19 protein-coding genes are annotated in these 22,053 nt (G+C 73.4%); 4 read left to right on the plus strand and 15 right to left on the minus strand.

Features of this window, described 5'->3' with window-relative positions:
• The first annotated feature begins 36 nt into the window (after positions 1–36).
• Positions 37–939, plus strand: a complete 903-nt coding sequence (locus AB0C76_RS15695; protein WP_359964790.1) for a sucrase ferredoxin — start codon at positions 37–39, stop codon at positions 937–939.
• Positions 940–1,033: 94 nt separating this feature from the next.
• On the opposite strand, the gene AB0C76_RS15700 is transcribed toward AB0C76_RS15695, so the two are convergent.
• The 3 genes from AB0C76_RS15700 to AB0C76_RS15710 are packed head-to-tail and all read right to left on the minus strand — an operon-like array spanning position 1,034 to position 3,809.
• A complete protein-coding gene (locus AB0C76_RS15700; RefSeq protein ID WP_359964792.1) occupies positions 1,034–2,107 on the minus strand; it encodes an ABC transporter substrate-binding protein in 1,074 nt (357 codons plus the stop codon).
• Positions 2,108–2,143: 36 nt separating this feature from the next.
• Positions 2,144–3,013: an ABC transporter permease gene (locus tag AB0C76_RS15705; RefSeq protein WP_359964794.1), complete on the minus strand. Its 870-nt coding sequence runs from the start codon at positions 3,011–3,013 to the stop codon at positions 2,144–2,146.
• Positions 3,003–3,809, minus strand: a complete 807-nt coding sequence (locus tag AB0C76_RS15710) for an ABC transporter ATP-binding protein (protein WP_359964796.1) — start codon at positions 3,807–3,809, stop codon at positions 3,003–3,005. Before AB0C76_RS15710 ends, AB0C76_RS15705 begins: the two co-directional genes overlap by 11 nt.
• A 326-nt stretch (positions 3,810–4,135) precedes the next feature.
• Here AB0C76_RS15710 and AB0C76_RS15715 point away from each other — a divergent pair, with 326 nt between their 5' ends.
• Together AB0C76_RS15715 and AB0C76_RS15720 are read left to right on the plus strand one after the other, a co-directional pair.
• A complete protein-coding gene (locus tag AB0C76_RS15715) occupies positions 4,136–5,728 on the plus strand; it encodes a sensor histidine kinase (RefSeq protein ID WP_359964798.1) in 1,593 nt (530 codons plus the stop codon).
• A complete protein-coding gene (locus AB0C76_RS15720; protein WP_359964800.1) occupies positions 5,728–6,417 on the plus strand; it encodes a response regulator in 690 nt (229 codons plus the stop codon). Before AB0C76_RS15715 ends, AB0C76_RS15720 begins: the two co-directional genes overlap by 1 nt.
• A gap of 53 nt (positions 6,418–6,470) precedes the next feature.
• Here AB0C76_RS15720 and AB0C76_RS15725 read toward each other — a convergent pair whose 3' ends face one another.
• The 6 genes from AB0C76_RS15725 to AB0C76_RS15750 all read right to left on the minus strand — a co-directional run bounded on the left by AB0C76_RS15725 (position 6,471) and on the right by AB0C76_RS15750 (position 13,491).
• Entirely contained in the window at positions 6,471–8,150 is a 1,680-nt protein-coding gene (locus AB0C76_RS15725; protein ID WP_359964802.1) for a cation acetate symporter, read from the minus strand.
• Positions 8,147–8,692 carry a DUF485 domain-containing protein gene (locus tag AB0C76_RS15730; RefSeq protein ID WP_359964804.1) on the minus strand — a complete coding sequence of 182 codons (546 nt, stop codon included), beginning with the start codon at positions 8,690–8,692 and terminating at the stop codon, positions 8,147–8,149. Before AB0C76_RS15730 ends, AB0C76_RS15725 begins: the two co-directional genes overlap by 4 nt.
• Before the next feature lie 125 nt (positions 8,693–8,817).
• On the minus strand, positions 8,818–9,522 hold the full coding sequence (locus AB0C76_RS15735; protein WP_359964806.1) for a response regulator transcription factor: 705 nt from the start codon (positions 9,520–9,522) through the stop codon (positions 8,818–8,820).
• A complete protein-coding gene (locus AB0C76_RS15740) occupies positions 9,519–10,676 on the minus strand; it encodes a histidine kinase (RefSeq protein ID WP_359964808.1) in 1,158 nt (385 codons plus the stop codon). The genes AB0C76_RS15735 and AB0C76_RS15740 overlap by 4 nt, the downstream gene beginning before the upstream one ends.
• 62 nt (positions 10,677–10,738) lie before the next feature.
• Positions 10,739–11,224, minus strand: a complete 486-nt coding sequence (locus AB0C76_RS15745; protein ID WP_359964810.1) for a DUF1453 domain-containing protein — start codon at positions 11,222–11,224, stop codon at positions 10,739–10,741.
• A gap of 155 nt (positions 11,225–11,379) precedes the next feature.
• Positions 11,380–13,491 carry a DNA topoisomerase IV subunit B gene (locus tag AB0C76_RS15750; protein WP_359964812.1) on the minus strand — a complete coding sequence of 704 codons (2,112 nt, stop codon included), beginning with the start codon at positions 13,489–13,491 and terminating at the stop codon, positions 11,380–11,382.
• A gap of 539 nt (positions 13,492–14,030) precedes the next feature.
• On the opposite strand from AB0C76_RS15750, the gene AB0C76_RS15755 reads away from it, so the two are divergent.
• Positions 14,031–14,264, plus strand: a complete 234-nt coding sequence (locus AB0C76_RS15755; protein WP_359964814.1) for a hypothetical protein — start codon at positions 14,031–14,033, stop codon at positions 14,262–14,264.
• Between the two features lie 176 nt (positions 14,265–14,440).
• Here the strand turns inward: AB0C76_RS15755 and AB0C76_RS15760 are convergent, their stop codons facing one another.
• The 6 genes from AB0C76_RS15760 to AB0C76_RS15785 all read right to left on the minus strand — a co-directional run bounded on the left by AB0C76_RS15760 (position 14,441) and on the right by AB0C76_RS15785 (position 22,046).
• Positions 14,441–15,343: a serine protease gene (locus AB0C76_RS15760; protein WP_359964816.1), complete on the minus strand. Its 903-nt coding sequence runs from the start codon at positions 15,341–15,343 to the stop codon at positions 14,441–14,443.
• A gap of 214 nt (positions 15,344–15,557) precedes the next feature.
• The gene (locus AB0C76_RS15765) at positions 15,558–17,210 is read right to left on the minus strand and encodes an RNA polymerase sigma factor (RefSeq protein ID WP_359964818.1); all 1,653 of its coding nucleotides are present in this window, start codon (positions 17,208–17,210) and stop codon (positions 15,558–15,560) included.
• A gap of 450 nt (positions 17,211–17,660) precedes the next feature.
• A complete protein-coding gene (locus AB0C76_RS15770) occupies positions 17,661–18,539 on the minus strand; it encodes a FadR/GntR family transcriptional regulator (RefSeq protein WP_359964820.1) in 879 nt (292 codons plus the stop codon).
• Positions 18,540–18,701: 162 nt separating this feature from the next.
• On the minus strand, positions 18,702–19,607 hold the full coding sequence (locus AB0C76_RS15775; RefSeq protein ID WP_359964822.1) for a hypothetical protein: 906 nt from the start codon (positions 19,605–19,607) through the stop codon (positions 18,702–18,704).
• A gap of 3 nt (positions 19,608–19,610) precedes the next feature.
• Positions 19,611–21,077 carry an ATP-binding cassette domain-containing protein gene (locus tag AB0C76_RS15780; RefSeq protein ID WP_359964824.1) on the minus strand — a complete coding sequence of 489 codons (1,467 nt, stop codon included), beginning with the start codon at positions 21,075–21,077 and terminating at the stop codon, positions 19,611–19,613.
• Between the two features lie 210 nt (positions 21,078–21,287).
• Positions 21,288–22,046: an NUDIX domain-containing protein gene (locus tag AB0C76_RS15785; RefSeq protein ID WP_359964826.1), complete on the minus strand. Its 759-nt coding sequence runs from the start codon at positions 22,044–22,046 to the stop codon at positions 21,288–21,290.
• Between the last annotated feature and the right edge of the window lie 7 nt (positions 22,047–22,053).

A 22,053-nucleotide genomic window follows, 5' to 3' on the forward strand; every position in this document is an offset into this window, starting at 1 on the left:
GGGGGCGGCCGGAGGGCTGAGGGTAGCCTTGCCCGCGTGAGCACCTGTGCGACGCGGTCGCGTGAACTTTCGGAGCCCCTGGCCGCCACGGCGGCGGTGGCGACCACCTGGCTGCTGGTGGAGCAGAACGGGCCGTGGGGCGCGAAGGCGCTGGGCGAGAGCCACCTGGACGCGGAGACCGGGCGCGCGCTGGAGGCCGCCGCGGCTGGGACGGGCGTGCGGGTGGCGCTGATCCGCCGGCCCGGCCGGCACGCGGACTGCCTGCCGACGGCGCGGCACGAGGTGATCGTGGCGCACACGGTTCCGGGCCGCGGCTGGGTGCGCCGGGCCGCGGTGGCCGATCCGGCGGAGCTGCTGGGGCTGGACTTCGCGGCGCTGGGCGTGGGCGACCACGCGGGTTTCGGCGCGGAGCACGTGGGCGGCCCGGTGGCGCTGGTGTGCACGAACGGGCGGCGGGACCGCTGCTGCGCGCTGCTGGGCCGGCCGTTGGCGGCGGACCTGGCGGCGGCGGGGCACAGCGAGGTGTGGGAGGTGACGCACCTGGGCGGGCACCGCTTCTCCCCCACGATGCTGGTGCTGCCGTCCGGTTACGCGTACGGACGGCTGACGGCGGAGACGGCCAAGGAGGTGCTGGCGGCGACGGCGGCCGGGCACATGGTGCCGGAGTGGTCGCGGGGCTGCTCGGGCTGGGACCGTCCGGGCCAGGCGGCGGACCACGCGGTGCGGCTGGCGATCGGCGAGACCCGGGCGGACGCGCTGACCGTGGTGCAGCGGCCGGACGGCGAGGGCCGCTGGCTGGTCACGGTGCTGCACGCGGACGGCCGGGCGTGGGAGGTGGACGTGCTGGAGGGCCGGAGCGAGCCGCCGCGTCCGGAGAGCTGCGGGAAGGCGGAGGGCACGCCGTCGCGGATGGACGTGCTGAGCGTCCGGGGAGTCTGAGACCGGGGCGCCCCGAGGCGACGACCCGGGCGGCCGGAAGCGGCGGCCCCGCGCCCGTGGGGGTGAGCGCGGGACCGCCGGACCTGTCCCGGGGTCAGCCGGTGGCCTTGCCGACGAACTCCGTGGTGTAGGTGCGGGAGAGGTCGATCGAGCCCTCCTTGCCCTTCACGTCCGGGTGGAACGCGGCGAGCACGGCGAGGACGGTCTTCGGCCCGTCGGCCGGCATCACCCCGTCGGTGGTGAACATCGGCAGCGTCGACTTGATCGCGGCCGCGTACTGCTCGGCGCCGCCCTGCGCGTAGTCGGCGGGCATCTTCGCGGCGATCTCCTCGGGGGTGTTCGTGGACATCCACTTGAGGGTCTTCACGAAGGCGTTGGTGAGCTTCTGGGTGGTGTCCTTGTTCTTCTCCACCCAGTCGGTGGCCATGTAGAGCGAGGACGACGGGTAGAGGCCGCCGAGCGCCTGGCGCGAGCCCTCGGGGGTGCGCATGTCGTAGAGGATCTTGCCGAGGCCCTTGTCGAGGACGTTGGCGACGGTCGGGTCGGTGGTCATCCCGGCGTCGATGCTGCCCTGTTGGAGGGCGGCGACGAAGGTCTGTCCGGCGCCGACGGCGATCGGGCTGAACTCGCTGACGGAGGCGCCGTTCTTGACCGCGAGGTACTTGGTGAGGAAGTCGGTCGAGGAGCCGATGCTGGTGACGCCGAGCTTCTTGCCCTTGAAGTCGGCACCGGACCTGATGGCGTCGGTCTGCTTGGCGGAGACGAGCTCGACCTCGCCGGGGGCCTGGGCGAACTGGACGACGGACTCGACGTTCTTGCCCTTGGCCTGGAGGTCGATGGTGTGGTCGTAGAAGCCGACGGCGCCCTGGACGTCGCCGGCGAGCAGGGCGGTGGTGGCGTTGACGCCGGCGGGCTCGGTCAGCAGTTCGACGTTGACGCCGGCGTCGGCGAAGTAGCCGAGCCGCTGGGTGAGCATCGCGGGGAGGTAGATGACCTTGTCCAGGCCGCCGACCATGATCTTGACCTTGGGCCCGTCGACCTGCCGGCCGGCCGGTGCGGCGGCGCCGTGGGCGGACGTGGCGGCGTCGTTGGCGCAGGCGGAGAGCGGGAGGAGGAGGGCGGCGGCGAGGGCGGCGGCAGCGGCTCTGCCGGTCGGGTTCGGGCGCATGGGTGGGGGTGCCTCTCTACGGCGGACGAGGGGGGTTCAGCGGCCGTCGCCCGCGTCGGCGGGCTTCCAGCGGAAGAGCTTCTTCTCGGCGAAGGTCAGCAGGCCTTCGGTCAGCAGCGCGACGACGGCGAGGATCGTCATCGCGGCGTACACGCCGGCCGAGTTGAAGGTGCCCTGGGCGGCGGCGACGAGCAGGCCGAGGCCCTTGGTGGCGCCGATGTACTCGCCGACGATGGCGCCGATCAGCGCGAAGCCGAAGCTGACGTGGAGGCTGGTGAAGATCCACGTGGTGGCGGCCGGGATGACGACCTGGAGGGTGACCTTGCGGTTGTCCGCGCCGAGGATCCGGGCGTTGTCGACGAGGTTGCGGTCCACCTCGCGGGCACCCTGGAAGGCGTTGAAGAACACCGGGAAGAACACCAGCACCACGGCGGAGGCGACCTTGGAGGCCGGGCCGAGGCCGAACCAGATCAGGAAGATCGGCGCGAGGACGATGCGCGGGATCGCGTTGAGCACCTTGACGTAGGGCCCGAACACGTCGGCCAGGAAGCGGATGCGGCCGAGCGCGATGCCCAGCAGCACGCCGGCGACGACGCCGATCACCCAGCCGGAGAGGGCCTCGTAGAGGGTGTAGCCGATCTGCTCGCCGAGCGAGCCCTGGGCGGTGCCGTGGGTGATCCACTGCCAGATCTGGTCCCAGATCCGCGACGGCTGGGAGAAGTTGAACGGGTCGATGACCTCCGTCCGGGCGCACACCTCCCACAGGCCCAGGAAGGCGACGAGCACCGCGAACCGGGCGCCGTACACGCCCAGTTTCCGGTTGCGCGCGGCCCGTTCGCGGGCCTCGGTTCTCGTGGTGGGGGCGGCCGGTGCTCCGGGCACGGCCGACGCGGTCTCAAGCGGCACGACCCGCTCCTCTCTCCCGGGTGATGCGCACCTCTTCGCCGAGCGAGGCCCAGATCTCGCGGTACAGCTCGACGAACCTCGGTTCCAGGCGGACGGCTTCCACGGTGCGCGGTCGCGGCAGGTCGACGGTGAAGATCTCCTTGACGGTCGCCGGGCCGGCGGTCATGACGACCACGCGGTCGGCGAGCGCGATGGCCTCGTCGAGGTCGTGGGTCACGAAGACGACGGACGAGCCCGTACCGGCCCACAGGTCCAGCAGCTGGTCGGACATGAGCGCGCGGGTCTGCACGTCCAGCGCCGAGAACGGCTCGTCCATCAGCAGGATGTCCGGATCGTTGACGAAGGTCTGGGCGAGCGCGACGCGCTTGCGCATGCCACCGGACAGCTGGTGCGGGTAGCGGTCCTCGAAGGCACCGAGCCCGACCCGGCCGAGCCAGTCCCGGGCCCGTTCCCTGGCCTCGGCGGCGGGTGCGCCGCGGAAGCGGGGGCCGGCCATGACGTTCGACAGGACGGTGCGCCAGGGGAAGACGGCGTCCTGCTGGAAGACGAACCCGACCCGGGGGTGGATCCCGCGGACCGGCTCCCCGTACACCCGGGCCTCGCCCTCGGTGGGCTCCTCCAGGCCGCTGACCAGTGTCAGCGTGGTGGACTTGCCGCAGCCGGTCGGGCCGACGACGGCCACGAACTCGCCCTGGGCGACGGTCAGATCGAGATCGCGGACGGCGGTGTGCAGGGCCCCCGAGGGGGTGCGGAAGCGTTTGGTCGCGCCGGTCAGCTCGATCGCCGGGGTGCTCATGCCCCACCTCGCTTCGCTCGGCGGGCGCTTCGCACCGGTCGCGCCTCTTGGTTGTTCACTCGCTGCGCTCGCTCACGCATGATGGCCTCCGGGTCAGTGCTTGCCCCGAGAAGGTAGGAGCGGGCCCGGCCCCGGCGGGAGCCTTCTCCGCGTAGTGCGGCTTCTCCGCGTTGAGGGGTGTTCTGCTCGTTTTGCTTCCGCTACAACTGCGGGGACGCGGCTGACAGAAACACGCCGGAAACGTAGGGTGTCCCGACCCCCGTCCGCCCCCGGTACGGATCCCCGTGCCGTCCCCACGCCCCCACGGCCGCCGAGAGGAGGCCCGGATGAAGCTCCCCCGCTGGCCCCGCCGGGTCTTCGCTCAGCTGCTGCTCAGCCAGACCGTCGTCACCGTCGGTGTCACCGCCGTGACCGCCGGGCTGTTCCTCGCCCCGGTCAGCAGCGAGCTCGACCACGACGCGATGCAGCGCGCCCTGTCCATCGCCCAGGCCACCGCCACCGACGAGGTGATCGCCCGGGCCGCCGCCGCCCGGGACTCCACGACGGCCCAGCGCAACGCCGAGCAGATCCGCCTGGCCACCGGCGCGAGCTTCGTCGTGGTCACCGACCTGGACGGGATCCGGCTCTCCCACACCGACCCGGACCGGATCGGCCACCGGGTCAGCACCGACCCGGAGCCCGCGCTCAGCGGGCTCAGCGTCACCGCGATCCAGCAGGGCACCCTGGGCCGCACCGCGCGCGGCAAGGTGCCGCTGCGGCTCGCGGACGGGCGGATCGTCGGCGAGGTGTCGGTCGGCATCAGCGACGACTCGATCCGCCGCCGGCTGTTGAAGATGCTGACCGGGATCCTGCTGTGCGCGGGCGCCGGCCTGGCCGCGGGCACGGTCGCGACGCTGGTCCTGGCCCGGCGGCTCAAGCGCCGGACGCACAACATCGCGCTGGCCGACATCTCGGCGCTGCTGGTGGAACGGGAGGCGATGCTGCACGGCATCCGCGAGGGCATGGTGGCGCTCGACGAGCGCGGCCGGATCCGGCTGGCGAACGACGAGGCGGTGCGGCTGCTGGGCCTGCCGCCGGACTGCACCGGCCGCCGGACCGACGAGGTGCTGCCGCCCGGGCGGTTGGCGGACGTGCTGGCCGGGCGGATCACCGGCCCGGACCTGCCCGCCGTCCGGGACGAGCGGGTCCTCGTGGTGAACCGGACGGCGACCGCCGAGGGAGCGGTGGTGACGCTGCGCGACCGCACCGAGCTGGAGTCGCTGGTCCGGGAGCTGGACACGACGCGCAGCCTGACCGAGGCGCTGCGGGCGCAGGACCACGAGCACGCCAACCGGATGCACACGCTGCTGGGTCTGCTGGAGCTGGGCCGGCACGAGCAGGCGGTGGCGTTCATCTCGGAGCAGTCCGGTTCGCACGCGGCGGTCGCGGCGCGGATCGCCGAGCAGGTTCAGGACCCGCACGTGGCGGCGCTGCTGGCGGGCAAGTCCGCGGTGGCGGGCGAGCGCGGGGTGCGGCTGGTGCTGGCCCCGGCGGCCCACCTGCCGGACGCGGTCGTGGACGCGCGGGCGCTGGTGACGGTGCTCGGCAACCTGGTCGACAACGCGGTGGACGCGCTGGCGCCGGGCGGGGGCGGCCGGGTGGAGGTGACCCTGGCCGCGGCGGGCTCCACGCTGCTGCTCCAGGTCGCGGACAGCGGCCCGGGCGTGCCGGAGGAGCTGCGCGAGCAGGTCTTCGAGGAGGGGTGGAGCAGCAAGGACGCGCCCGCGCACCGTCCGCGCGGGCTGGGGCTGGCGATGGTGCGGCGGCTGGTGGAGCGCACCGGCGGCCGGATCGTGCTCGACGCGGGGCCGCTGGGCGGCGCCCGGTTCACCGTCGAGCTGCCGGAGGCCCTGCTCACCGCTCGGCTCGTGGAGGCGTGATGATCGACGTACTCGTGGTGGACGACGACTTCCGGGTGGCGGACGTGCACGCCGCCTACGTGGCGAAGGTGCCGGGCTTCCGGGTGACGGGCACGGCGCACTCGGCCGGGGAGGCGCTGGCGGCGCTGGAGCGCCGTCCGGTGGACCTGCTGCTGCTCGACCACCACCTGCCGGACGAGACGGGCCTGGCCCTGGTGCGCCGGCTGCGGGAGCGGCAGGTGGCGTGCGACGTGATGATGGTGACGGCCGCCCGGGACGTGTCGACGGTGCACGCGGCGATGCAGCACGGCGCGCTGCAGTACCTGGTCAAGCCGTTCACGTTCGCCGGGCTGCGCGAGAAGCTCACGGCGTACGCGCAGCTGCGGCACGCGCTGGCCGGTCCGGCGGCTCGGGAGGCGGGCCAGGACGAGGTGGACCGGCTGTTCGCGACCCTGCGCAGCGCCACGGCCCCGGCCGGGGCACTGCCGAAGGGTCACTCGGCGCCGACGACGGACCTGGTGCTCGGGGTGCTGCGCCGGGCGGGCCGGCCGCTGTCCGCGCAGGAGGTCGCCGACGGGACGGGGCTGAGCCGGTCGACGGCGCAGCGCTACCTCAAGCAGTTGGAGCGGGACAGCCGGCTGCGGCTGACGCTGCGCTACGGCGACACCGGGCGGCCGGAGCACCGGTACGGGCTGGCGGCCCGCCCCTGAGCACGGGGGAACCCCGGCGGCCCCAGGCCCGCCGGGGTTCCCCGGGGTGCGGTTCAGGCCGCGCCCGCACCGGTGAGGGCGCGCACCTCCAGCTCGGCGAAGCGGTCGGAGTCGGCCGGTTCGGGCGAGGTGAGCGTCCCGATCCAGCCGGCCAGGAAGCCGAGCGGGATGGAGACGATGCCGGGGTTCTCCAGCGGGAACCAGTGGAAGTCGACGCCGGGGAAGAGCGCGACCTTGGTGCCGGAGACGACCGGTGAGAAGGTGACGAGGACGATGGCCGGGACGAGGCCGCCGTACACCGACCAGACGGCGCCGCGGGCGGTGAAGCGCCGCCAGAACAGCGTGTAGAGCAGGACCGGCAGGTTGGCGGAGGCGGCGACGGCGAAGGCCAGGCCGACCAGGAAGGCGACGTTGAGCTGCTGGGCGAAGAGGCTGATCACGATGGCCGCCGCGCCGATCCCGACGGCGGCGATCCGGGCGACGACGATCTCCTGGCGGTCACTGTCGGGCTCCTCCGCCCGCGGCGCCCCGTCGCCCGTCCGCCGGCGCAGCGACCAGCCGCGGAAGGCGCCGGCCCAGATGTCGTGGGCGAAGGCGGCGGAGGAGGCCAGGGTGAGTCCGGCGACGACGGCGAGGATGGTGGCGAAGGCGATCGCGGAGATCAGCGCGAACAGGACGACCCCGCCGGTGCTGCCGTTGCCGCCGCCGAGCACCAGGGCGAGCAGCGGAACGGCCGTGTTCCCGGCCGAGTTGGCGTGCCGCACCTCGGCCGAGCCGACCAGGGCGGTGGCGCCGAGGCCGAGCGCGATGGCCATCAGGTAGAAGCCGCCGACCAGGCCGATCGCCCACATCGTGGAGCGGCGGGCGGCCCGGGCGGTGGGCACGGTGTAGAAGCGGGACAGGATGTGCGGCAGGCCGGCGGTGCCGAGCACGAGGGCGAGGCCGAGGCTGAAGAAGTCGAGTCGGCTGGTGGAGGTCGCGCCGTACTTGAGCCCCGGTTCGAGGTAGCGCCGGCCGGCGCCGCTGTGCCGGGCGGCCTGGCGCATCAGCTCGAAGAGGTCGCCGTGGTAGTGGATCATCAGCAGCACGGTGAGCAGCACCGATCCGGCGATCAGCAGGAACGCCTTGACGATCTGGATCCAGGTGGTGGCCCGCATGCCGCCGACCGTCACGTAGACGATCATCAGGCCGCCGACCGCGACGATGGTCCAGGTCCGGGCGGACGCGCTGTTCGTGCCGAGCAGCAGGGCGACGAGCGAGCCCGCGCCGACCATCTGCGCGACGAGGTACAGCAGGGTGACGACGACGCTGGCGCCGCCGGCCGCGGCCCGCACCTTGCGCCGGCGCAGCCGCAGTGCGAGCACGTCGGCGAGGGTGTACCGGCCGGCGTTGCGCACGAGTTCGGCGACCAGCATCAGGACGACGAGCCAGGCGACCAGGAAGCCGATGCTGTAGAGCACGCCGTCGTAGCCGTAGAGGGCGATCAGCCCGGCGACGCCGAGGAAGGAGGCGGCGGAGAGGTAGTCGCCGGAGAGCGCGAAGCCGTTCTGCAGCGGGGTGAAGTCCCGTCCGCCGGCGTAGAAGTCCTCGGCCGCGCTGCCGCGGCGCCCGACCCAGAGGGTGATGCCGAGGGTGACCAGGACGATCACGGCGAAGAGCGCGATCGCGAGGTCGTGGTGGTCGCCGGTGGGGGCGACGGGGGGCGGGGTGGCGATCGACGCCGCGGTGGTCATCGGAGCTGGTCCTGGGTGTCCCAGCGCAGGCCCAGGGCGGCACGGTCGCGCTTGGTGCGGGCGTTGCGGGCGTAGAGCCAGGTGAGGACGAAGGTGCTGGCGAACTGCAGCAGGCCGAGGAGCCAGGCGACGTTGAGCGGCCCGGCCACCGGGGTGCGCATCAGCTCGGGCGCGGCGGCCTGGGCGGCGACGTAGGCCAGGTACCAGGCGAGGAAGGCGCTGCTGACCGGGAAGACGAACGACCGGTGGCTGCGCCGGATGTCCTGGAAGGCCTCGCTGGCCTGGACCGTCCGGTACACCTCGGTGCTGTCCGCGGTGCCGGCCGGTGCGGCGGCGGGCACGGGCACCGCCGCGGGCACGGTCGGTGCGGTGGCCGGGACGGGCGGCACCGGCTGCGCCGGCACCGTGCGGTCCGTCCGGGGGGCGGCCGACCGGGTGCCCGGGTTGGGCCGACCGGCGGCGGGCGCGCTCGTGGCGGCCGGAGCGGCCCACCAGTCGAATCGCTGCCCCTGCCCGGGACTGCTCGTCTGCTGCTGTGGCACTGCTGCTCCTGAACCGGCGGGCACTCTGACCCGAACCATCATGAGGGGCTCTGAGCAGCGGATTTGACCATTGCAGATACGTTCACTCGATGAGGTGATCGATGATCCGACAGACACTCATCCGACTACTGATGCGTACCGGTGATTCCGTGCCGAAAGGCGTACGCGACGGCCTGCGCCCGGTCCCGCACGGCGGTCTTCGCGAAGAGGTTGTTGATGTGCGTCTTCACGGTGGCCGGGCTGACGAAGAGCCGCTGGGCGATCTCGCCGTTGGAGAGGCCCTCGGCGATCAGCGCCAGCACCTCGGCCTCCCGGGCGGTCAGCCCGTCGGGCAGTTCCGCCACCCGGGCGGCGGGCTGCGCGGGAGCCGGTTCGGGGGGCGCCGGGAAGGCCTTCCGGCCCTCCGAAAGCCTTTCCAGCAGCCGGAGTTGGACCTGCGGCGAGAGCCCGGCCGCGCCCGAGCGCACGTCCGCGATGGCCCGGGCGATCTCCTCGCCGCCGGCGTCCTTGGTGAGGTAGCCGCGCGCGCCGGCCTGGAGTGCGGGGAACAGCGAGTCGTCGTCGGCGTAGGTCGTGAGGACCACGACCTCGGTCTCCGGGTGAGCCGCCCGGATCCGCCGGGTCGCCTCGACGCCGTCGACGCGCGGCATCCGCAGGTCCATCAGCACCACGTCCGGGTGATGCCGCTCCACCAGGGCGACGGCTTCCTCCCCGTCCGCCGCCGCGCCGACCACCTCGATCCCGGGCAGGAGGCCGAGCAGCATCACGATGCCCTCGCGCACCACCGTCTGGTCGTCCGCGACCAGGACCCTGGTCGTCCCCGCGCTCACGCCGGCACCCGCAGCAGCACGCGCCACCCTCCGTCCTCCGGGCCCGTCAGCAGGGTGCCGCCGAGCAGTTCCGCGCGTTCGCGCATCCCCAGCAGACCGTACCCGCTACCGCTGGCGGCCAGTTCCCCTGGTGCTGCGCCGCGCGAGGACGCGGAGTTGCGCACCTCCAGCTCCACCGCGTCCGGCAGGTAACGCAGTTCGACCTCGCACCGGGCCCCGGGCGCGTGCTTGCGCACGTTGGTCACCGCCTCCTGCGCGGTGCGCCGCACGGCGAGCGCGGCCTCGGCGGCCAGCGGCCGGGGCGTGCCGGCGACGGCGAACAGCGCCCTTTCGCGGCCGGTCAGTTCGACCAGGAAGTCCCCCACCGGGGTGAGTTCGCCGCGCAGCGCGGAGAGCGCCTGCCGGGTCTCGGCCAGCCCGTCCTGCGCCATCCGCCGGGCGGCGACGACGCGTTCGCGGACCTGCTCGCGGTCGGTCCCGGCGTCCAGCATCAGCCGGGCCGCCTCCAGGTGGACGAGTTGGGCGGAGAGGCTGTGGGCGAGCACGTCGTGGATCTCCCGGGCGATCCTGGCCCGTTCGGCGAGCGCCGCGCTCTCCGCCTCGGCGGCCCGGGCGGCCCGCTCCTGCGCCAGCAGGCGGCGGGCGGTGCCGCGCGCCTCGATGTCCAGCCGCAGCAGGAAACCGAGGAGCCCGAGCCCGCCGACCGACATCACGACGCTGAGCCAACTCGCCCAGCTGGCCGCGGTGTACGAGCCCAGCGAGGCCACCGCGGCGAGGACCGCGGGCGCGGGCGGCAGCCGGACCAGCGCCATCACCGCCAACCCGAGCCAGGTGAGGTCCGCCAGCACGATGGCGTGGCCCCAGTTGGCCAGCCACCCGAGGCCGACCAGGGCGGCGGCCACCGCGAGCGAGGGCACGAGCCGCTGCGCCCGGCTGGTGTTCAGGTAGACCGTGCTCAGCCCGACCATGGCCACCAGCCCGCCGGCCGCGGCCGCCGCCGCCCAGCCGGTGAAGCGGCCGTCGGCGAAGGTCCCCCAGGTGACGCTCACGAGGAGCACGGTCCGGCCGAGCACGGTGAGGACCCGCCGCGGGCCGCTCTCGGCCTCGCGCTCCAGTCCCTCGCGGGACGGCCAGCGGGTCCAGTACCCGGTCACGGGCTCCTCCTCGGGGGTGTCGTACACGGCGGCGGCGCGAACACGGCGGGGCGGCGGCGCGGTCAGCCGATCGCGGCGGCCTGCCGGGGCAGCTCGGTGGTCCGCGCCCTCCAGTTCACCACGAGCGAGCGGACCAGCAGCATGACCGCGAGGCCGAGCATCAGGGCGCTGCCCGCCTGGTGGACGTGCATCGCCGAGCCGATCCCGTACAGGCCGAGCCGGATGGCGATCATGCCCGCCCACGCGGCGACCGTGGCCTTGGTGCCCTTGGCCCAGACCGAGCCGTCCGCGGCCCGCCAGAGCCGGACGGTCCAGCCCCAGACGGAGCCCATGGCGAGCACCGCGACCAGCGAGGCGGCGAGCAGGACGGCGGAGACCGCCGCGTGGTCGTGGTCGATCAGCTGCGGGTCGCGCAGCGCGAGCACCCCGAGGATCAGCGGCAGCAGCCAGAAGCGGCGCTCGGTGTCCAGGCGCTGCGCACGCATCTGTCGCTGGACCACCAGGACCAGTACCGCGATGATCACGACGATGTTGACGAGGGCGGTCATCGGATTCTCCGTCCCGACGGAAGCTGTGTGCTGACCTCACCGACGCTACGGATCGGGCGCCGCCCGGTGATCGGAGCCCGGGTGGACCGGGGGTGGAAGCAAGAACGCGAGGGCCCTCCACCCGTGGGTGGAGGGCCCTCGCGCGGGCGGGCCGGTCAGGCGTCGATGCGGGAGCGGTCCAGGGTGGCCGCCGAGTCCACGATGAACTCCTTGCGCGGGGCGACGTCGTTGCCCATCAGCAGGTCGAAGATCTTCTCGGCCTGCTCCAGGTCGCCCAGGTTGATCCGGCGCAGCGTGCGGTGGCGCGGGTCCATGGTGGTCTCGGCCAGCTGGTCGGCGTCCATCTCGCCGAGGCCCTTGTACCGCTGCACCGGCTCCTTCCAGCGCATCCCCTTGCGCTGGAACTCCAGCAGCGTGGAGCGCAGTTCGGCGTCGGAGTAGGTGTAGTGGTACTTCTCCTGGCCGCGCTTGGGAGCGGTGAGCTCGATGCGGTGCAGCGGCGGCACCGCGGCGAACACCCGGCCCTGCTCGACCATCGGCCGCATGTAGCGGTGGAAGAGGGTCAGCAGCAGGGTGCGGATGTGCGAGCCGTCGACGTCGGCGTCGGCCATGAAGATGACGCGGCCGTAGCGGGCCTGGTCGATGTCGAAGGTGCGGCCGGAGCCGGCCCCTATCACCTGGATGATCGCGGCGCACTCGGCGTTCTTGAGCATGTCGCTCACCGAGGCCTTCTGGACGTTGAGGATCTTGCCGCGGATCGGCAGCAGCGCCTGGAACTCGGAGTTGCGGGCGAGCTTGGCGGTGCCGAGCGCGGAGTCGCCCTCGACGATGAACAGCTCGCTGCGCTCGACGTCGTCGCTGCGGCAGTCGGCGAGCTTGGCGGGCAGCGAGCTGGTCTCCAGCGCGGTCTTGCGGCGCTGGGCCTCCTTGTGCTGGCGCGCGGCGACCCGGGTGCGGGCGGCGGCGACGACCTTCTCCAGGACGGCCCTGGCCTGGAGCTTGTCGTCCTTCCTGGCCGAGGTGAGGAAGGCCTTGAGTTCCTTGGCGACGACGGCGGCGACGATCCGGTTGGCCGCCGAGGTGCCGAGGACCTCCTTGGTCTGGCCCTCGAACTGCGGCTCGGCGAGGCGGACGGTGACGACGGCGGTCAGGCCCTCGGTGGCGTCGTCCTTGGTGATGTCGTCCTCGGCCACGCGCAGCAGCTTGCTGGTGCGCAGCACCTCGTTGACGGTCTTGGCGAGCGAGCGCTCGAAGCCGGTGACGTGGGTGCCGCCCTTGGGGGTGGCGATGATGTTGACGAACGAGCGCAGGGTGGTGTCGTAGCCGGCGCCCCAGCGCAGCGCGATGTCCACGCCGAGGTGGCGGGTGACCTCGGTGGGCGTCATGTGGCCGAGCTCGTCCAGGACGGGCACGGTCTCCTTGAAGGTGCCCTCGCCGCGCAGCCGCAGCACGTCGCAGACCGGCTTGTCGGGGGCCAGGAACTCGCAGAACTCGGCGATGCCGCCGTCGTAGCGGAAGACCGTCTCCTCGACCTTCTCGCTCTCGGTGAGCCGCTCGTCACGCACGACGATGGTCAGACCCGGGACCAGGAAGGCGGTCTGCCGGGCCCGGTTGTGCAGGTTCTCCAGGGAGAGCCTGGCGTCCTTGAGGAAGATCTGCCGGTCGGCCCAGTAGCGGATCCGGGTGCCGGTGCGGGTCCTGGGCACCTTGCGGGCCTTGGTCATGCCGTTGGCGGCCTCGAAGGGCGCGTCGGGGCCGGCCTCGGTGAAGATGCCGGGGGTGCCGCGGCGGAAGCTCATCGCGTGGGTGTGCCCGCTGCGGTCGACCTCGACGTCCAGGCGGGCCGAGAGGGCGTTGACGACGGAGGCGCCGACGCCGTGCAGACCGCCGGAGGCCGCGTAGGAGCCGCCGCCGAACTTGCCGCCGGCGTGCAGCTTGGTCATGACGACCTCGACGCCGGACAGCCCGGTCTTGGGCTCGACGTCGACCGGGATGCCGCGCCCGTTGTCGCGGACCTCGACCGAGGAGTCGGGGTGCAGGAGGACCTCGATGCGGTCGCAGTGGCCGCCCAGGGCCTCGTCGACCGAGTTGTCGATGATCTCCCACAGGCAGTGCATCAGGCCGCGGCTGTCGGTCGAGCCGATGTACATGCCGGGGCGCTTGCGGACCGCCTCCAGCCCCTCCAGGACGAGCAGGTGCCGAGCGGTGTAGTTGGAGCCGTCGTCACCGGCCAGCAGTGCGGACGGCACGGTCGTTTCGGCACTCACGCGGCACTCTCCTCGGTGAAGTTCTGTCTCATCGGTCACATCCGGAACGCGTCCGGACCGTCCGCCAGTGCAGCACGCCGCACCGACAGCCGTCGCCCCGCGTGTGCGCACCCCTCCGCTGGGTGCCCGGCACGGCGGGCCGGGCCCGCGCAGCTTGTACGCGCTGCGCGAACAAGGGCGGGGCCGGAGTCCGGGGTTCCCGGGCGCCATCTCCTCCCGGTACCACCGGTCCTGGCGGTTCGTGGGGTCCGGCGCAGGCTCCGGAACTGCCGTTATGCAGGCTACCGGGGCCTGGGACGGGGCTTATGCTCCAACCCGGCAGAGGATTATGCTACGCGGACCTCGCACCCGGTCCCGATCGGGCGTTCGAGCGACGGGCGGATCCTGGGATCCGGTACGCATGAACCACCGGCCCCCGGGGCACGTCCTCATCAACACAGCAGAATCCTCAGAGAAGAAAAGCCACGAGCGGGAACGTTTTCGGCCTGGTTGGATGTTGACCCTGGTACGACAGCTCGTCGAGCTAGAGAAGAGGCGACGTGACTACTGTTCTGACACCTGCGAGCCCGCTGACCGCGGCTGACCGCTGCGACCGCTGCGGCGCCCAGGCCTACCTGCGCGTCGTACTCGCCAGCGGCGGAGAGCTGCTCTTCTGCGCCCACCACGGCCGGAAGTTCGAGCCGGAGCTCAAGAAGATCGCCGTTGAGATACAGGACGAGAGCGGTCGCCTGAGCAGCACCACCGCTGTGACGGCCACCGACGACGAGCGCTGATCCCGGGCGCCACCCAGCAACCAGCGTCGAGCTGTGTGTCCGGTCGCGCACTGCGCGCGACCGGTGGGCCGGGCGATCGACCCCTCCGGGGCCGATCGCCCGGCTCTGCTGTTCCCCGAGGCACGCCACCCCTCCGACGGGGCGTCAGAACGTGACCGAGTGGTCACGTTCCGCCGTCACAGTGCCGAGTGCACCGCGTCCGAGAGAGCGGCGATCCTCGTGTAGACCCCTGGGTGGTGCGCCTCCGCGCAGCCCGTCCCCCAGGACACCAGGCCGGCCAGGCGCCCGCCGATCACCAGCGGACCGCCGCTGTCGCCCTGACAGGCGTCCTTGCCGCCCTGTTCCTCCTCGCCCGCGCACACCATCGCCCGGGCGTCGAACTTCCCGTCCGGCCCGCCCGGGTAGTCGCGCGCACACACCTGGTCCGCGACGACCGGCACGTCCACCGTGCGCAGCGGGGCCGAGTAGTCGCCGCGCCCGGTGGTGTCGCCCCAGCCGTACACCTGCGCCCTGGTCCCGGCCGCGTACGGCTCGGTCTCGCCCTGGCCGAGCAGGTCGATCACCGGCCGCGGGCCCTGCGACTCACCGAGCGTTACCACGGCCACGTCGTTCATGTTGGCGGACCAGCTGTAGTCGGGGTGGATCCAGACCTTCTTGACCGGCACCTCGTATCCGGCCGTGCCACGCATGTCGTCCCGGCCGACGATCACCTTGAGGCCCGGCCGGTCCACCCGGACGCCCTTGGGCTCGTCGAAGAAGCAGTGCGCGGCCGTCACGACCTTGGTCGGGGTGACCAGGGCTCCCCCGCAGAACTGCCCGGAGCGCCCGGATCCGAACTGCTGGCGACTGGCCAGCGCCACCATCCACGGGTGGTCCGCGGTGCTCGCCACCCCGCCGCCGACCACCCGTCGCTGGGCCTCGGCGGGCGCGGCGGTGCCGAGGGCCGCCAGCGGGACGGGCACGGCCGCCAGCAGCGCCAGCACCGCGGCGCGCTTTCGGCGGCCCGGCCGGGCGGCGGCCGGGGACGCCGGGGGCGGGGCGGCGGTCGTCAGGTCCGCGCGGTCCGGGTTGGGCAGCACCGTTTCTCCAGGTGGCTCGGCAGCAGGCAACCGGCACAGCGTAGGTGACCGGCTACACTGTGCGACCGCTTCCCGCCGGACGGCCACCCGGACGAGCGACAAGCACCACTCGGACGGTGACGAACCCCCTCCGGACGGCCGAGAAGGCCCGGAGCCGTGGGCTCCGGGCCTTCTCGTGAGTGCTCGCGCGCAGGTGCCCGCGCGCGGCGCCGGATCAGTCCAGGTAGTCGCGCAGCACCTGGGAGCGCGACGGGTGGCGCAGCTTCGACATGGTCTTCGACTCGATCTGGCGGATGCGCTCACGGGTGACCCCGTACACCTTGCCGATCTCGTCGAGGGTCTTCGGCTGACCGTCCGTCAGGCCGAAGCGCATCGACACGACGCCGGCCTCGCGCTCGGACAGGGTGTCCAGCACCGAGTGCAGCTGCTCCTGGAGCAGGGTGAAGGAGACCGCGTCGGCCGGCACGACCGCCTCGGAGTCCTCGATGAGGTCGCCGAACTCGCTGTCGCCGTCCTCGCCGAGCGGGGTGTGCAGCGAGATCGGCTCGCGGCCGTACTTCTGGACCTCGATGACCTTCTCGGGGGTCATGTCGAGTTCCTTGGCCAGCTCCTCCGGGGTGGGCTCGCGGCCCAGGTCCTGGAGCATCTGGCGCTGGACGCGGGCCAGCTTGTTGATGACCTCGACCATGTGCACCGGGATGCGGATGGTGCGGGCCTGGTCGGCCATGGCGCGGGTGATCGCCTGGCGGATCCACCACGTGGCGTAGGTGGAGAACTTGTAGCCCTTGGTGTAGTCGAACTTCTCGACCGCGCGGATCAGACCGAGGTTGCCCTCCTGGATCAGGTCCAGGAACAGCATGCCGCGGCCGGTGTAGCGCTTGGCCAGCGAGACCACGAGGCGGAGGTTGGCCTCCAGCAGGTGGTTCTTGGCACGGCGGCCGTCCTCGGCGATGATCTCCAGCTCGCGCTTGAGCTTGGGGGCGAGCTTGTCGGCGGCCGAGAGCTTGTCCTCGGCGAACAGACCGGCCTCGATGCGCTTGGCGAGCTCGACCTCCTGCTCGGCGTTGAGCAGCGGGACCTTGCCGATCTGCTTCAGGTAGTCCTTGACCGGGTCGGCGGTGGCACCGGCGACGGCGACCTGCTGGGCCGGCGCGTCGTCCTCGTCGTCGTCGGAGAGGACGAAGCCCTCCGACTCCTCCTCGGGACCGGTGGCCTCGGCCTCGGCCTTGTCACCGGGCAGCGCGACGTCCTCGAGCAGCTCCTCCTCGCCGAGGAGCTCCTCCTCGCCGCCCTTGGCGGCCTTGGCCGCGGTGGTCTTCTTGGCGGCGGTCTTCTTGGCGGGCGCGGCGGCCTTCTTGGCCACGGCCTTCTTGGCGACGGCCTTCTTCGCCGGCGCCGCCTTCACCTCGGTCACGGCCGTGGTCGACTGCTCGGCGGTGATCTCGGCGGACACGGTCGGCGCGGGCGCGGCGGCGGCCGCCACGGCCGGGGCCGCGACGGGGGCGCCGGGCGCGATGCGCACGGGCGGCTTGGTCGGGGCCGACGGGGCGGCCGGGGTCCGGGTGGTGACAGCCTTGGTGGCGGTGCGCTTCGTGGGGCTCTTGGCGGCAACGCTCTTGCGCTTGGCACCGGCCGGCTCGGCCGCGCTCACCATGAGGTCCACCCCCTCCTCAATCAGCACCTGATTGAGGCTGCGCATGACGTTCTTCCACTTGGTGACCGGGATCTGGTCCGCCTCGAACGCCTGGCGCACGTCGTCACCGGCGATCTGCCCCTGGGCCTTGCCCCGCTCGATGAGCGCCAGCAGAGCCGCGGACTCGGCGATCTCGGGGGGAAGCGAACGGGATGTGCTGGCCGACACGAACAACCTCTCGGACGATGAGTGGACTCGAACCCGTACCGGCCGCCCGAGCGGGCGGGGAAGGAGATCGCGCGTCGGACGCGCGGTGTCGATTCCGACCGACTCGGGCTTGAGGACTGGGTTTGCAGGACGGCAGCAGCGCCGCGGACCAACACAGCCACGTGGCGTGCTGGAGTATTCCGGAGCTGCTTCCGCTCAGGACACATCGCTGCTACTCGTCAAGTGTTACGCATGGCCTTCGTGTCGCGGGTCACACCGCTCAGGCGCCCGCGGCCCGGGGCCGGACTCCATCATCGCGCACTCGCACCGGAATCCGCCGCCATGCACATGCCCAACCGACCCGGAGCCGCCCCGGCCTCTCCGTCGGGAGGCCCCCCGCACCTGGCAGAACGGCCCTCCGGCTGCACCGGGCGGTGCGGCCGGAGGGCCGTGGGCGGGCGGACCGAACCAGACCGTTCAGTGCTCCCGGGGGGCCGGGACGGACGGCTCGATCTCGGGGTGGACGGTGAGCAGCGCCCGCATCGCGGCCTCGCCCGCGGTGCCGTCGCCGGTGCCGAGCGCGTCCACCAGCCGGGAGTGCAGGTTGACCGAGGCCTCGGAGGGGCGCTCGCAGGAGGTCGCCGGGCCGCCCGAGACCTGGAGCGCGCAGGAGACGATCCCCGAGAGGTGCTCCAGCATCCGGTTCCCGGCCATCTGCAGCACGAGGCCGTGCAGTTCGGCGTCGGCCCGCGTGTAGGTCGAGAGGTCGGCCTGGGAGGCGGCGTGACCCATGATCTCGACCAGCTCGACCAGGCGCTGCTGGACGTCCTCGCGGCCGTGGCCGGCGGCCAGCCGGGCGGCCAGGGGCTCGATGGCCCAGCGCAGCTCGAAGAGCTCCCGGCGCTGCTCGTCCCGCTGGGGGCCGAAGGCGCGCCACTCGATGATGTCCGGGTCGAGCAGGTTCCAGTCGCCGACCGGACGGACCCGGGTGCCGACGTTCGGCCGGGCGCTGACCAGGCCCTTGGCCTCCAGCACGCGCAGCGACTCGCGGACGACCGTGCGGGAGACCTCGAAGCGCTGGCCGATCTCCTCGGGCACCAGCGGGCGGTCGGCGCCGAGGTCGCCGGAGACGATCATCTGGCCGAGCTGCTGGACCAGCTGGCCGTGCAGACCGCGGCCGCGGCTGCTGGTGGTCTTGCGGCCGACCCGGGCGAGCTCGGACTCGGCGCCCTCCCAGCGGGGCGCCGGCGGGGTCGGCCGGTCAGCGTACGAGAAGCGGTCCAGATCACCGGGGCCGTGGATGGGCCCTTCGGCGGAACGGGCGGGGGTCATGGTGGGGTGCGCAAGGGTACTCACAGGTCCTTTGTCGGCGATCGGCAGGCGCAGCTTGAGAATTCTCGTGAAAAGCACACGAAAGGGTGATCGGCCGTGACTGGATAATTGACTTCTTATCAGGAAGAACCGCGCATTGCGGTCACTGCTGGTCGATCTTGGTGCTTCGGGGCGGCGGCCCGGGAATCACAGCGCGCGACGCCGGGCCTGGACCACCAGGGCCGCCACCAGCAGGACGGCCGCCGGGGCGGCCACCGCCGCGAGGAGCGCCGGGTCCGTCAGCGCGGCGCCCCCGGGCGCCACCCGCCGGTCTCCGCCGTAAACCCACCCGTACGCCCATTCGACGCCGGACTGGAACGGCAGCAGTTCGGCCGCCCGGGTCGGCCACGGCGTGCCGGTCTGCCGCAGCAGGAGCGCCACGCCCGACTCCAGCAGCGGCGGCAGCGCGCACAGCACGAGCACGCCGGCGACGGCGCTGCGGGTGAGCGAGGCCGTCAGGACGCCGGTCCAGCCCGCCACGACCGTCAGCAGGACGAAGGCCAACAGGGCGCCCGGAACGCCGTGCCCGGCGACCAGGGCCACCGGCCCGAACGCTCCCGGCAGGTCGGCGAGCCCGGACAGCCCGGCCGAGGCCAGCGCCCCGGACACCCGCCCGGACAGCGCGGACGGGTCCGCCCAGGCCGCCACCGTCACCCCGGTGGGCAGCGCGAAGTGCACGGCGACCGTGTCCACCAGCAGGGTGGCCAGCGCCAGCAGCCCCGCCACCGGGCCGATCACCAGCAGCTTGGCCACCAGCAGCCGGACCCGACGCGGATACGACACGCACGAGGCCGGCAGCCCCGGGAAGCGGACCTCGTGCCCGTACGCGAGGGCGCCCAGCAGTCCGGCCCCGAGCGCCGCGAACGGCAGCGGGAGCAGCGGGAAGGCCGCGGTCAGCAGCCGCACCCCGGCCGGGCCGGGCAGCGGGCCCTCCGGTCGCTGGCCCGCCAGGACGGCGGCCACGACGGCGTCGCAGAGCAGCACGGCGGCGAGGAGCAGCCAGGTGGAACGGAGGCCGCGCAGCCGGCGCAGCTCGTAGGCCAGGACGCGCACGGTTCACTCGCTCCGGGGGTCGGCGGGGGTGGCGGAGGTGGTCGTGGAGGTGGTGGAGCTGGTGGGCGTGACGGGAGCGGCCGGGGGTGCCTTGGGCGTCACGCGGCCGAGCCGGACGGTGTCGTCCGACAGCACGCCGGCGGCCGGAGCGGCCGGAGCGGCTCTGAAGAGGCGGTCCACGGCCACGGTCGTCGCGGTGCTGTCGGCGGAACGGAGCTCGGGTTTGGGCACCAGGGCGGGGCGGGGCACGGGCTCCGGTGCGGGCTCGGACTCTGCTCCGGACTCGTCCGAGGGGTCGTGCGCGCGCAGGGGCTCGGCCGACCGCTCACGAGTGGCCCCGGCGAGGGCGGAGAGGGCGGTCGCGACGGAGGTGACGGGCAGGGCCCGGGTGGGCAGGGCGGCGTCGCCCTGGGGCCTCGGGGCGATCGGCTTGATCGACTCGGCCGGTTCCGCCGGATCTGCCGGATCTGCAGGTCCGGCAGATCCGGCCGACGACTGCGGCTGTGCGACGGGCTTGCGCTCCTCGGCGGACCTCGGCTGGACGTGGATCTGGCCGGAGCGGCCGGAGGCGGTCGGCAGGACTGCCCTCGGGGCGGGCTGCTCGACCACGCGGTCCGCCAGTTCGTGCAGGAGGATGCCGTGCCGGTAGGCGAGTTCGCCGATCTCGGTGCGCCCGATGCCCGCCACGGCGAGACCGGCGCCGCCGTCCCGGCGCACCTGGGCGCCCCGACTCACCAGGAGGTCGGCCAGACGCGCCATCTGCGGTCCGCGGACGGCCACTTCGGGGCTGAGCCGGGTGCGGCGGAACTCGGTCACCGGCTGGTCGGCCACCAGCCGGCCCTGGTCCAGCGTGATCACGCGGTCGGCCAGCCGGGACGCCTCCTGCGGGGTGCGGGTGGTCACCAGGACAGTCCCGCCCGCGACCGCGAACGAGCGCAGGAAGGAGTGGAACCACTCCACGTTGCGTGGGGACAGGCCCTCGGTCGGCGCGTCCAGGAGCAGCGCGCCGGGGTCGCCCAGCAGCGCGGCCGCGAGCGCCAGCCGCCGGTGCATGCCGGGCGAGAAGGTGCGCAGCCGCTGCCCGGCGACGGTGGCCAGCCGGGTCTGCCCCAGCAGGTCGTCGGCTCGCCGGGCGGGGACGCCGACGGCCGCGGCGAGCATCCGCAGCTGACCGCGCGCCGTGCGGCCCGGGTGCCCGGCCACGGCCGCGCTCCCCTCCCCCGGCCCCTGCAGCAGCACGCCGACCTCGCGCTCGGGGCGGCGCAGGCGGCGGTAGGTGCGGCCGTGGAAGAGCGTGACGCCCTGGCCGCGGTCGAGTTCGACCATCAGCCGCAGCGCGGTGGACTTGCCGGCGCCCTCGGGGCCGAGCAGCGCCGTCACGAGGCCGGGTCTGGCGTCGAAGGTCAGGTCCAGCAAGTCCGGCGGAGCGCCGTTGCCGCGGACCTTGGTCAGTCCGGTGATCTGGATCATCGCTGCCTGCTCCCATGCCCTCGACCGGCCCCGCGCCAGCACATTAGGGGTCGGCGGAGGAGATTCCGGGCATTACGGGAGCGGCGCGGGCCCGCGGGCCGCCCACCTCACCCGATCAGGGGACAATCCGATCCTGCGATTCCCCGGCGGGCCGGGCGGGCTGGGCGGGCTGGGGACGGGCCGAGCGGGCTGGGGACGGGCCGCGCGGTCTCAGGACTCCGGGCGGAGCATGGGCGGGTTGAGCACCGTCGCACCGCCCGCGGTGAACAACTGGGCCGGGCGCCCGCCCTGACGGGTCGTCGTGCCGCCGGAGGGCAGCAGGAAGCCGGGGGTGCCGGTGACCTTGCGATGGAAGTTCCGCGGATCCAGGACCACCCCCCAGACGGCCTCGTAGACCCTCCGCAGCTCGCCGACGGTGAACTCGGCCGGACAGAAGGCGGTGGCGAGCGAGGAGTACTCGATCTTGGAGCGGGCGCGCTCGACCCCGTCGGCCAGGATCAGCCCGTGGTCGAAGGCGAGCGGCACCCCGTCGGCCGGGCTCTGCCCGAGCAGCTCGGCGACCGGCGCCCAGCGGGCGCTGCTGGCGTCCCCGCCGGCCCGCGGCGTCGGCAGGTCGGGAGCGAGGACGAGGTACGCGACGCTGACCACCCGCATGCGGGGGTCGCGCTGCGGGTGACCGTAGGTGGCCAGTTGTTCCAGGTGGGCACCGGCCGCGCCCGGGCCGACGGCGTCGTGGCCGGGGGCGGAGTGCGCCCGCAGCCCGGTCTCCTCGGCCAGCTCGCGGGAGGCCGCCTCGGCCAGGCCCTCGTCCGGCCGCACGAACCCGCCGGGCAGCGCCCAGTACCCCTGGAACGGGGGCTCGCCCCGTCTCACCAGCAGGGCGCACAGCTCATGGTCGCGCACCGTCAGCACCACCAGATCGACGGTGACTGCGAACGGGGGAAAGGCCGACGGGTCATAGCGCGACATGGCGACG

Source organism: Kitasatospora sp. NPDC048722, assembly GCF_040650235.1.
Lineage (GTDB): Bacteria > Actinomycetota > Actinomycetes > Streptomycetales > Streptomycetaceae > Kitasatospora.

Coding starts and splice junctions, on each gene's coding strand:
- AB0C76_RS15700 (WP_359964792.1), bottom strand. CDS start 2,107: ATGCGCCCGAACCCGACCGGCAGAGCCGCTGCCGCCGCCCTCGCCGCC.
- AB0C76_RS15710 (WP_359964796.1), bottom strand. CDS start 3,809: ATGAGCACCCCGGCGATCGAGCTGACCGGCGCGACCAAACGCTTCCGC.
- AB0C76_RS15715 (WP_359964798.1), top strand. CDS start 4,136: ATGAAGCTCCCCCGCTGGCCCCGCCGGGTCTTCGCTCAGCTGCTGCTC.
- AB0C76_RS15720 (WP_359964800.1), top strand. CDS start 5,728: ATGATCGACGTACTCGTGGTGGACGACGACTTCCGGGTGGCGGACGTG.
- AB0C76_RS15725 (WP_359964802.1), bottom strand. CDS start 8,150: ATGACCACCGCGGCGTCGATCGCCACCCCGCCCCCCGTCGCCCCCACC.
- AB0C76_RS15745 (WP_359964810.1), bottom strand. CDS start 11,224: ATGACCGCCCTCGTCAACATCGTCGTGATCATCGCGGTACTGGTCCTG.
- AB0C76_RS15780 (WP_359964824.1), bottom strand. CDS start 21,077: ATGATCCAGATCACCGGACTGACCAAGGTCCGCGGCAACGGCGCTCCG.
- AB0C76_RS15785 (WP_359964826.1), bottom strand. CDS start 22,046: ATGTCGCGCTATGACCCGTCGGCCTTTCCCCCGTTCGCAGTCACCGTC.